This window comes from Flavobacterium sp. CR10, assembly GCF_055814415.1.
Map to the genome: position 1 here is coordinate 953,907 of NZ_CP185985.1, position 10,735 is coordinate 964,641.

The 10,735-nt window shown below is 33.8% G+C and carries 10 protein-coding genes; 4 read left to right on the plus strand and 6 right to left on the minus strand.

What is annotated here, in order from left to right; genetic code table 11:
• Positions 1 to 100 precede the first annotated feature (100 nt).
• From rnpA to ACNRYB_RS04460, 4 genes are all read left to right on the plus strand, one after another.
• The gene (rnpA, locus tag ACNRYB_RS04445) at positions 101 to 505 is read left to right on the plus strand and encodes a ribonuclease P protein component (protein ID WP_473729355.1); all 405 of its coding nucleotides are present in this window, start codon (positions 101 to 103) and stop codon (positions 503 to 505) included.
• Positions 506 to 575: 70 nt separating this feature from the next.
• Positions 576 to 1,421 (plus strand): DUF4349 domain-containing protein, encoded by an 846-nt coding sequence (locus tag ACNRYB_RS04450; protein ID WP_473729356.1) that lies wholly within the window; start codon positions 576 to 578, stop codon positions 1,419 to 1,421.
• Positions 1,422 to 1,423: 2 nt separating this feature from the next.
• Entirely contained in the window at positions 1,424 to 3,061 is a 1,638-nt protein-coding gene (locus tag ACNRYB_RS04455; RefSeq protein WP_129747775.1) for a S41 family peptidase, read from the plus strand.
• 3 nt (positions 3,062 to 3,064) lie between these two features.
• Complete coding sequence (locus tag ACNRYB_RS04460; RefSeq protein WP_129747774.1) at positions 3,065 to 3,868, plus strand: OmpA family protein; 804 nt, start codon at positions 3,065 to 3,067, stop codon at positions 3,866 to 3,868.
• 87 nt (positions 3,869 to 3,955) lie between these two features.
• Here the strand turns inward: ACNRYB_RS04460 and ACNRYB_RS04465 are convergent, their stop codons facing one another.
• The 6 genes from ACNRYB_RS04465 to ACNRYB_RS04490 form a co-directional block, all read right to left on the minus strand.
• Positions 3,956 to 4,402 carry a GNAT family N-acetyltransferase gene (locus tag ACNRYB_RS04465; RefSeq protein WP_129747773.1) on the minus strand — a complete coding sequence of 149 codons (447 nt, stop codon included), beginning with the start codon at positions 4,400 to 4,402 and terminating at the stop codon, positions 3,956 to 3,958.
• Between the two features lie 142 nt (positions 4,403 to 4,544).
• On the minus strand, positions 4,545 to 5,186 hold the full coding sequence (locus tag ACNRYB_RS04470; protein WP_473729357.1) for a DUF1579 domain-containing protein: 642 nt from the start codon (positions 5,184 to 5,186) through the stop codon (positions 4,545 to 4,547).
• Positions 5,187 to 5,435: 249 nt separating this feature from the next.
• The gene (locus tag ACNRYB_RS04475) at positions 5,436 to 6,404 is read right to left on the minus strand and encodes a DUF4837 family protein (RefSeq protein WP_129747771.1); all 969 of its coding nucleotides are present in this window, start codon (positions 6,402 to 6,404) and stop codon (positions 5,436 to 5,438) included.
• Between the two features lie 46 nt (positions 6,405 to 6,450).
• Positions 6,451 to 8,262, minus strand: a complete 1,812-nt coding sequence (locus ACNRYB_RS04480) for a LysM peptidoglycan-binding domain-containing protein (RefSeq protein ID WP_129747770.1) — start codon at positions 8,260 to 8,262, stop codon at positions 6,451 to 6,453.
• 110 nt (positions 8,263 to 8,372) lie between these two features.
• Complete coding sequence (locus ACNRYB_RS04485) at positions 8,373 to 9,560, minus strand: phosphoglycerate kinase (RefSeq protein ID WP_473729358.1); 1,188 nt, start codon at positions 9,558 to 9,560, stop codon at positions 8,373 to 8,375.
• Positions 9,561 to 9,718: 158 nt separating this feature from the next.
• Complete coding sequence (locus ACNRYB_RS04490) at positions 9,719 to 10,699, minus strand: PorP/SprF family type IX secretion system membrane protein (protein WP_473729359.1); 981 nt, start codon at positions 10,697 to 10,699, stop codon at positions 9,719 to 9,721.
• Positions 10,700 to 10,735: the final 36 nt, after the last annotated feature.

Genomic DNA, 10,735 nt, shown 5'->3' on the forward strand with positions numbered 1-10,735 from the left:
AGTAAATATATTTTTAGACTTATTAAAATTGAAAACAATAACTGTTTTTATGGTTTAATTGTACCTTTGTACCAGAATTTGCAAATCTTTTCTGAATTAAATGAACTTTACTTACCCTAAAAACGAGCGTTTAAAAAGCAAAACAACAATTGGATTACTGTTTTCTGAAGGAAAATCGGTGTCCAAATATCCGCTTCGTTTGGTTTACCGTCAAGCGGAAGCAAATTCAGAAGAACAAACTAAGATTGGCGTTTCGGTTTCTAAGAAATATTTCAAGAAAGCTGTTGATCGTAATTACTTCAAAAGGGTTTTGAGAGAAACTTATCGTTTGAACAAACATTTACTTTTGGATAACTTGGATCAGCCTTACTCGATAATGCTTTTTTATCAGACTAAAGACCGTTTATCCTACGAAGAAATCAATACCAAAATGATTCAATTGTTTGAGAAATTTGCAGCTCAAATCAACAAACCTCAAGATTCTGAAACAAAAACCGAAGCGTAAATTTCAAAACGTAAGATTATTATTCAAGTTAGACAAAAAAATCGTAGTTTTAGCTCTAAATTGAAATTTTATGCGTCAACTTTTCTTTTTATCTTTTTTTTTCTTGACTCTTTGTAGCTGTAGTAAATCTTCTGAATCAGAAACAAGTGCAATCTCTATTGAAGCAGTAGCATTGCCTCCAAAAAAAGCAGAAGCTAGTTCTGCTGATAAAAATTTTGATCCAACAGCAGCGCCTCCTGTAAAAATCAAACAAGAAATTGAACAGAAAATTATAAAGGAAGCGACTTTACGATTTGAAACTGATAATCTTGAAAACACTTTCGATCAAATTCAAAAAGCTGTTGCCAATAATAAAGCTAGAATTATTAACGATTCAGAGGAAAAAGATTATGGGACTATTTCTAGAAATTTAATAGTAAAAGTTCCAAGCCAAAATTTTGACCGTTTTATAAGTGGCGTTTCAAAAGGAGTTTCATATTTTGAAGTTAAAAATATATCTGCAGAAGACGTAACAGCTGAATATATCGATCTTACATCAAGATTAAAAACAAAGAAAAAACTTGAAGAACGCTATCTTGAAATTTTAAAGAAAGCAAACAAAGTCAGTGAGATTTTAGAAATTGAACAACAAATTTCAACTATTCGAGAAGAAATTGAAGCCAAAGAAGGCCAACTGAAATATCTAGAAAGCCGTGTTTCTGAAAGTACAATTACCATTTCATTTTATAAAATAATACCTGAAAAAGAAGGTGTTAAAATATCTTACGGCTCTAAGCTTTGGAACGCCGTTAAATCCGGATTCTATACTTTATCCGATTTATTGCTCTCATTATTAAGCGCTTGGCCGTTTGTAATTTTGTTTGTTGTATTAGCCTATTTTATTAGAAAAAGATTAAAAAGAAGAAAAAAAGAATAATCATGTATCCGTATTTCAAGAAGAAATTTATTATACCAGTCGCTGCGGCGGGAATGTTGTTTGTTGGAACCAGTTTTAGAGAAGACTTTTTTGAAATTGCCAAACAGATCGAGATTTTTACGACTTTGTTTAAAGCTGTAAATACCAATTATGTCGACGAAACCAATCCAGGAGATTTGATGGACAAAGCCATTAAAAGCATGTTGGGAAGTTTAGACCCATACACAGTTTATTTTAACGAGCAAGATGTTGTAAATTTTAAAATCAATAATACTGGAGAATATACTGGAATTGGCGCTTTGATTTCTAGAAAAAACGATCGTCTCATTGTACGCGAACCTTATAAAAATTATCCTGCAGATAAAGCGGGATTAAAAGCTGGTGACGAAATTATCCAAATTGGTGATGTTTTGATTGCCGATTTCAAGGATGATGCTTCGCAATTATTGAAGGGAACAAAAAACACTAAAATCAATATCAAATACCTTCGTCAAGGAAAACCAAATACTACGGTTTTGGTTTTGGATGAAGTTGATATTAAATCGGTTCCTTTTTATGGAAAAATTGATGACAAAACAGGATATATTGTTTTAGCGCATTTTAGCAGAAAAGCTTCTGCAGAAGTAAAAGACGCTCTTGAAAAATTAAAAGCTGATGGAGCTAAACAGATTGTTTTGGATTTAAGAGGCAATCCAGGTGGTTTATTGAATGAAGCGATTGATATCTGCAATTTGTTTGTTCCAAAGAATGAAGTAATTGTAACCACTAAATCACGAATTGAGAAACATAACAATACTTATAAAACGCAAAAAGAACCGGTTGATACTGAAATTCCGTTAGCCATTTTAGTAAACGGAAGAAGTGCTTCGGCTTCTGAAATTGTTTCTGGTGCTTTGCAGGATTTAGACCGTGCCGTTATTTTAGGAAGCAGAAGTTTCGGAAAAGGTTTAGTGCAGCGTTCGGTTGATTTAACATACGGAACTCAGCTGAAAGTAACCATTTCTAGATATTATACGCCTTCTGGAAGATGTATTCAGGCTTTGGACTATTCGCATAAAGATAAAAATGGCGTGGCTCAAAAAACAGATGCCAAAAATTATAATGCCTTCAAAACCAGAAAAGGAAGAACGGTTTATGATGGTGGAGGAGTTTTACCAGATATCGAATTGGAAGAAGCAAAAACCAGTGCCATTGCAACAGCTTTAATTAAGAACGATGGTGTATTTGATTATGCTACAACATATTATTACAAAAATCCAAATTTAGGAGATAAGATTCCAACTTTGACAGATGCAGATTACACCGCTTTCAAACAATATCTGAAAACGAATAAAATCACTTTTGACACAGATACTGAAGTGGCTTTGAAAAATACTTTAGCTGCAGCTAAAAAAGAAAAAATAGATGAGACCATTACTGCCGAATATCAGCAATTGTTGAATGCTTTAGAAAAAAGCGAAACTACCTTACTGGACAAAAACCAAAAAGAAATCAAAAACATGATTTTGGAAGAATTGATTAAAAGATATCAATATCAAGAAGGTTTGTATCAGTATTATTTAAAAAACAATTCAGAAATTAAAAGAGCAGTTAGTGTATTAAATAACCCAACAGAATATAAGACGATTTTAAAAATGTAGTGAATGAAGATAACTCTAGCCCTGACTCTTTTTTCATTTTATACAGTAACGGCACAGCAAAAACCTGTTGAAACTATTTATTTTGAATTTGACAGGTATGATCTGACAGATAAACAAATTACTGTTGTTTCAAACTTTATAAAAAATATAGACACATCAAAAGTTGAGTCTATACAGATTTATGGCTATTGTGATGATCGCGGAAATGATGAGTATAACTTTAGATTGTCAAATAATCGAGCCAATACGATTCAGAATCTTTTGATTAATAAAGGATTCAATCAGAGTAAAATTGTCATTCTTGAGGGAAAAGGGCGTGTTGTCGTAAAACCAGATACGGTAGAGAATCTATACGAGACACGTTTGCGAAATCGGCGGGTTGACTTAATTGTTGTTAAGAAAAATAGTTTCGGCAAAGGCGTTTATACTTCTTTCAAAGACAATTTAAAAGTGGGCGATAAAGTATATTTAGAGTCCATTTTATTCGAAATTGGAAGTGCGAAACTAACCAGCAATTCTAAAAAAGAATTGGATAAAATTGCAATCATTCTTCAAAATCACAGAAGCCTGAATTTTGAAATCAGAGGGCACGTCTGCTGCACTCCAGAAATTTACAGCGACGGAATTGATAAAGATACCAAAGAAAGAAGACTTTCCTGGAATCGCGCCAAAACTGTTTTCCATTATTTAATCTCAAAAAAAATATCCAAAAGCCGCATGACCTATATTGGATGCGGCAATCGATATCCTTTAGGCAGAGGTGATAATTATGATCGCCGGGTAGAATTTGTGATTACGAAAATTTAGTTTTTCTAAGATACTAAGCTGCTAAGATTCTAAGATTTCACCTATTGGAACGCACTAAAAATCCTTTCAGATTTACTTCCTTTTTAATTATTCTCTCACCATTTCTATGTGCGGAATATCATCTTCTAAATACATTTCGCTGGTTTGCACAAAACCGTGGCTTTCGTAGAATTTCTTTAAATACAATTGCGCGCCAATTGTAATTTTATCTTTTCCAAAATTGGATTTAATTCCAGCTATTGCTTCACGCATTAATTCATGTCCCCATTTTCTATCTCTGTAATTGGCATCTACAGTAACTCTTCCGATTGAAGCATTATCAAAACTAATTCCAGCATCAAATAAGCGCGAATAAGCTACAATTTTGCCTTCGAACTCTCCTAATAAGTGCAACGCCTTTTTGTCCTTACCATCAAGATCCAAATAAACGCAATTTTGCTCTACTACAAAGATTTCACTTCTTAGTTTGAGTAAATCATATAACTCATGAACAGTTAATGCCTCAAAAGGCTTTATTTTCCATTTTAATTCCATTTCCGCTTTTTTTTGCCACGAAGGCACGAAGACGCTAAGTTATAGTATTTTTTTAGCTTCGCTAAAGTTTTTATTGAAATGACAAAGGCACAAAGTTTATCGCTTTGTGCCTTTGTACCTATGTTACTTTGTACCTAAGAAGTTACTTTTTGGTCATAATAATTTCCATACTTTTATATTCGGTTCCGTTTTTTGTATCGTACATTTCCATTTTTCGGGTTTTAGCATCTACAATGGTATAAACTTCTCTATACTTGATGTTTTTAGCAGTTACAGGATCAGCCATTTCTCCAAAATATTCTATGCTCTTAGTACTTTCGTTATACTTTCCTGTACTGGTCATCATTCCCGTTCCCATATTATCAATAAATGTGGAGATATATTCTTTGCTAGCATTATTATAACCTACTGTTCCTTTGCCTTCAAATGGTTGTCCCATCATCGTTCCTTTATACGTTGCTTCTTGAAAGCGACCGCCTAAGACCATTTTGATCTCTGCTACAGAAGTTTCTTTTTCGGGTTTTGCATTGGCATCAGACCAGAATGTCATATCGCAATTCCATGTTCCAACTTCATCAGCCAGTATTTTATGCGGATTTCCTGGCGTTGCATATTCCTGCCATGCTTTCATCTGCGCCGCAGAATCTAATGGTGCTTCGGCAACAGGTTCTTCGGTTTTAACAGAATCTGTCGCTGCTGGAGTTGTCGATTCTTCCTTCACTTCTTTTTTACAAGAAATAAAACACAGGGTTATAATTGCTAAGGTTGCGGTTAATTTTTTCATAACTATTTGTTTTTATGTTTGTTATGAATAAAAGTACGAAAAATTTTGCTTGTTTTATTTTGTTTCATGTTTCAAGTTGATATACTTTGGATTTTTAACCGCAAAGTTCGCAAAGGTTTTACGCAAAGGACACTAAGTCATATTGAGAAGGTGAAGTTCTCTAAGAAATGTAGACCTATAATCGTGAGATTTTGAAACTTCAAACTTGAAACATAGAACCTGAAACCTCCAACTTGAAACAAAAACCTCTTATCGTTTGTCGATTCTCACGGTTTTTATGATTGCTTCGAGTTCTAGCATTAAATCTCGTTCTTGATGTGAGGGTGAATATGAGAATCCTTCGATAACCAAAACACGGTTAAAGGTTTCATCAATAATAGCATAGTTGATAAAAGGCCCGGTCATGAAATCATTTTTCAATTCCCACGTTCCTTTTGTTTCGAATGCATTTTTATTGTCTAAAGTTACTTTTGAAAAATAGGGTGCGTATGCTTCACTGGTAATCATTTGGGTGTTAGGTTCACGACCTTGTATATATTTCCCAATCGAATCCCGCATTTTGACAATTGCATTGACAACATCTTTTTTCTTCTTGAAATTATAAAGCGGAATCTGGTAAATTAATAAACTAGTATTGCCGCTTATAATTTCTTTCTTAAGCCAGATGAATTTCTTTTTATGCAACATGTATTCATATCCTGTTGGAATCTGAATATTAATATGAAATTTATTTTTTATGATCGCTTTATTTAACAGTGAGGTACTGTTGTCGTCCTGAATTTTCTCAATTTCAGCGTCATGAATAATTTTAATTATTTGCGGCGCGTTTAACTCAATACTACAAATAATATCGTCTACCGATTTTCCGTAAATGCGAAAAGTATTGTGAGGTAATGTTTTGCTTCGAATGATTTCGAATTTATCCGTAGGAGCTTTTTTGACCACAATAATGCTTCGGCTATCAGTCACAAAACCTTCAAGCAATCTGGCAGGATATTGATTTATGGTAAAAAGCGGCTCTTCTTGGGTAAGTCCAAGAACGGGAGAGGCAAATTTATTTCTAATGCTATCGCCTACTTCTCCATACCACAATTGATCGTCAATTATGACCGAAATGGTATTCGTTTTTCCAGAAACCGTTTCGCTTTGCTTTTCACTTTTGAAACAAGAAGTCAGGAAAAATGGAATTAGTAGCAATAAAAAATGGGTTTTATTCATTTTTTTAATTTATGAAATAAAACCCAAATTTAATAAGATTTTTCTATTATCCGTTTATTTTAAGTTTCATTCCCGGTTTAATATCTTCATCTTTAATACCATTCCATTTTTTAATATCTGAAATTGTTACTCCAGGATATTTTTTAGAAATGCTGTATAAAGAATCTCCTTTTTTAACGTAATAATCTTCGCTAACGTTTTTAGAAGGTGCTTTTTTCTTGAATGTATCAACCGAGTTTGATGCAATTGCTGTTGAAGTCGGCTCTTCTATAACTATTGCTGCTTTAGAAATAATCAATGTTTTTCCTAAACCAATGTTATTTGAAGTTAAATTATTAAGTTCTTTTAACTCCGCAATAGTCGTACCGAATTTCTTTGCAATGCTGCCTAAATTATCACCAGCCACTACAACATAGTCCATATCTACGGCTGTTTTCTCTTTATTTTCTGCAGATGCAATTGCTTGTTCTTTGTCTACAGCAGCAGGAAGAGTTTTAACAGGAGCCTCTTCTTCTGCTTTAATTTTCAGGCTTCTTCCAATTGCTACAGCATTTGTTTTTAAGTTATTCCATTTTTTAATATCTGAAATACTTACATCATATTTTGCCGCGATTGCACCTAAATTATCTCCTTTTCTAACTTTATAAAATTCAAAATCTCCATTATCAACCGGCGCTGGTTTTACAGTTGCTGGTTTTGCTTTTGGCGCATATTTAACTGCCAATCGAGATGAAGTGGTTCTAAACTCTGTATCATGTTTTACATAAGCATAAATCTGCTCTTCATTGGAAACAAATGTTGCTACTTTATCTTTTGGAAGTCTAATAAAATGCTGTTCTCCTTGGTAAAAAGGTACAACTCCCATTTTATACGACGGATTTAAAAGTTGAATCTGAGATTGTGGCATGTCTAGTAAATCGGCAATCTGTTTGAAAGACATTTGATTTTTGACAGCAACAGTATCTGTTTCAAAGTTTTTAACTACAGCTCTTTCTGGGTTAATTCCGTGTTCTTTGTGGTATTCAAAAAGGTACATTGTTGCTAAGAAAGCAGGAACGTAACCTTGAGTTTCTTTTGGAAGATAATTGCGAATGTCCCAGTATTTTGTTTTTCCGCCAGAGCGACGAATAGCTTTGGTAACATTTCCTGGACCCGAGTTGTAAGATGCTAAAACCAGTTCCCAGTCGCCAAAAATATTAAACATTTTGGTCATGTATTCAGACGCTGCGGCTGTAGCTTTAAGAGGGTCGCTTCTTTCGTCGATATAAGAATCGATTTTAAGAGCATATTGTTTTCCGGTTCCGTACATAAACTGCCAAAGTCCCGTAGCGCCCATTTTAGAAACTGCTTTAGGATTTAAAGCAGATTCTACAACGGCTAAATATTTTATTTCCAGAGGAACGTTTTGTTTGGCAAAAGCATCCTCGAAGATTGGGAAATAATATTCTGATAAAGCCATTAATCGAGAAAACGATTTTTTACGGTTCTTGAGAAATGACTTTATTATATTTTCTAAACCTTGATTGTATTGTATCTCAAAAGGTGATTTCTGATTCATCGCTGCCAAACGCTGTTTTAGCAATTCGGTTGGAAGTTCTTCATCAACAGTAACATCTTTGTTAATGGTTTGAATGTCTTTGGTTAGATCATCATAAATATCCAGACTTACTAATTCGTTCATCCATAGACTATCTACTTTTGCAGCAAGATCGTTTTTTTTGAATGTACTTTTAATAGAATCTAAATATGAAAGCTTAACCTCTGGTTTCAGTTCTATATCTGCCTTTGCAGTTTCTTGCGCACAGACAGCTAACGAAAAGAAAGCCGAAACCACTAATGATAATTTTTTTACAATCATATAACATTATTTTAAAATTCTGTAATTCAAACAATTACAAGAGTTGTATTTTTGCAAATCTAAGCCCTTTATTGAAGAAAACTGTTTAAAAAAATGTTAATTGTGATTTTTTAGTCTAAAATCGCAGCGATTCCAGGTAAAATTCTTCCTTCTAACATTTCTAGCATTGCTCCACCACCAGTAGAAACATAGCTCATTTTGTCTTCAAATCCGAACTGTTTTACTGCTGCAACAGAATCTCCACCACCAACTAATGAAAATGCTCCATTTGCTGTAGCTTCTGCGATATAATCTCCTAATGCAATTGTACCTTTAGAGAAAGTTTCCATTTCAAAAACTCCCAATGGACCATTCCAAAGAATTGTTTTTGACTCTAAAATAACTTTCTTGAAGTTCTCTAAAGATTTTGGACCTGCATCTAAACCTTGCCATCCGTCAGGAATTGCAGTTACATCTACAACCTGAGTATTTGCATTGTTTGAGAAATCGTCTGCTGCAATAACATCAACAGGAATATGAACCTGAACGCCTTTTTCTTTAGCTAATCTTAAAATTTCAAGAGCCAAATCTAATTTGTCATCTTCGCAGATAGACTCACCGATTTTTCCTCCTTGAGCTTTAATGAAAGTAAAAGTCATTCCTCCTCCAATAATCATGTGATCTACTTTATCTAAGATATTTTCGATTACGGTGATTTTAGAAGAAACTTTAGAACCTCCAAGAACAGCAGTTACAGGTTTTTCACTGTTTTTAAGAACTTTATTTAAACTGTCAATTTCTTTTGCCAATAATGTTCCGAAACATTTATCGTTTGGAAAAAATTGTGCAATAATTGTAGTAGATGCGTGTGCTCTGTGAGCTGTACCAAATGCATCGTTTACATAGATATTTCCAAGAGAAGCTAATTCTTTAGCGAAAGATACATCTCCAGCTTCTTCTTCAGCATGAAAACGTAAATTTTCTAATAAAAGAACTTCGCCTGGTTTTAAATCTTTTGCTGCTTTTTGAGCTGGCTCACCCACACAGTTTTCAGCAAATTTTACTTGAACTCCTAAAATTTCAGAAGCTGTTTTTAGAATATGTTTTAGAGAGTATTTCTCTTCTGCTCCTTTTGGTCTTCCTAAGTGCGACATTAAAATCACACTTCCCCCTTGAGCTAAAATAGCATCAATTGTTGGTTTTGCTGCTTCAATACGTGTTGTATCAGTTACATTAAAATTCTCATCCAACGGCACGTTGAAGTCAACACGGATAATTGCTTTTTTATTTTTAAAATCGAAATCGTTTAAAGTTTTCATCTGCTAATTTTTTTAATTTTTTGAAAGAATAACAAATATAGGACTTTTAACGAAGTCTAAATTTCAAAAAAGCAAAAATAATCCATTAATAAAAACGAAAACGTTGTAAATTATGAAAACAAACAAAATAATTCTTAAAGATGATAAAAATTACTTGATTAATCGTGAACCGGACTTTGTGTACAAGGGCAGTTACTGATAGATTGCAAGAAATCGAATCCGATTGTGATTGAGTGCGTTCCCGAATTATAAGTTCCAAGACCATTAAACATCAACTGGTAAGAGTATGCAAAATAGAATTTAGATTTCATAAAACCAGCCATTGGCCCCATTGCCAAAGGTTTTGGGAATTGGTCATTTAAAAAACGGTATGAAACTCCAATCCAATAGTAATCTTCGTAACGATTGTATCGTCTGTATTTGAAGTTAAAATCGGTTGTAGAACGTTGGTCACTCGCATAGTACTGTAAAAAAACTGACGGTTCATATTCGATTCGTCTGTTTTCTCCATCTCTAAAAGTGAATCCTGAGTATACCTGAAAGTTAGAAAGCAAATCTGGCTCGTCTGTTCTTTCCTTGGTCAAGTTTTTCTTTAAAACGTTATTAGCATTAAAACTGAAATAGAAACCTCTATTACGATACAGGGCACTAATATCAAAGTTATTGTTTGATGTGTGGCGATTATCCGTTATCGAAGGATCTATGGCTCCTACAGGACCATTTACGTCTCCAACAAAATTACCTGTTTCTAAACGAAAACTATTAAAGTTGTACGATAAACCAAAAGACAAGTACTGTTCAGAACGATAATCTAAAATCAAGTGGTGCGCAAAAGAGACTTTTGCCCCCGTTTGTCTTGTATTACCGTTACTATCATTATACAATGAAATACCAACTCCCGAACGATCCAGAACACGAAAATCAGCGTACAATGATTGGTTGTCTGGGGCATCTTTAATTCCGACCCACTGTGTTAAACCATTGGCTCTTATACGTAGATTATCTCCAATACCAGCATAAGCAGGAGAAATAATAAATGGGTTATCAGCTAAATACTGGGTAAATACTGGTAGGTTTAACTCTTGGCTGTAACTTGTTGTTACAGCCATGAGTACTAAGGATAAAATAAACTTTTTCATTGTAATAATTTTTTTAGATAACATCATTGGGGCTAT

Coding starts and splice junctions, on each gene's coding strand:
- ACNRYB_RS04475 (WP_129747771.1), bottom strand. CDS start 6,404: ATGAATAAAACCCATTTTTTATTGCTACTAATTCCATTTTTCCTGACT.
- ACNRYB_RS04470 (WP_473729357.1), bottom strand. CDS start 5,186: ATGAAAAAATTAACCGCAACCTTAGCAATTATAACCCTGTGTTTTATT.
- ACNRYB_RS04460 (WP_129747774.1), top strand. CDS start 3,065: ATGAAGATAACTCTAGCCCTGACTCTTTTTTCATTTTATACAGTAACG.
- ACNRYB_RS04455 (WP_129747775.1), top strand. CDS start 1,424: ATGTATCCGTATTTCAAGAAGAAATTTATTATACCAGTCGCTGCGGCG.
- ACNRYB_RS04485 (WP_473729358.1), bottom strand. CDS start 9,560: ATGAAAACTTTAAACGATTTCGATTTTAAAAATAAAAAAGCAATTATC.
- ACNRYB_RS04465 (WP_129747773.1), bottom strand. CDS start 4,402: ATGGAATTAAAATGGAAAATAAAGCCTTTTGAGGCATTAACTGTTCAT.
- rnpA (WP_473729355.1), top strand. CDS start 101: ATGAACTTTACTTACCCTAAAAACGAGCGTTTAAAAAGCAAAACAACA.
- ACNRYB_RS04490 (WP_473729359.1), bottom strand. CDS start 10,699: ATGAAAAAGTTTATTTTATCCTTAGTACTCATGGCTGTAACAACAAGT.
- ACNRYB_RS04480 (WP_129747770.1), bottom strand. CDS start 8,262: ATGATTGTAAAAAAATTATCATTAGTGGTTTCGGCTTTCTTTTCGTTA.
- ACNRYB_RS04450 (WP_473729356.1), top strand. CDS start 576: ATGCGTCAACTTTTCTTTTTATCTTTTTTTTTCTTGACTCTTTGTAGC.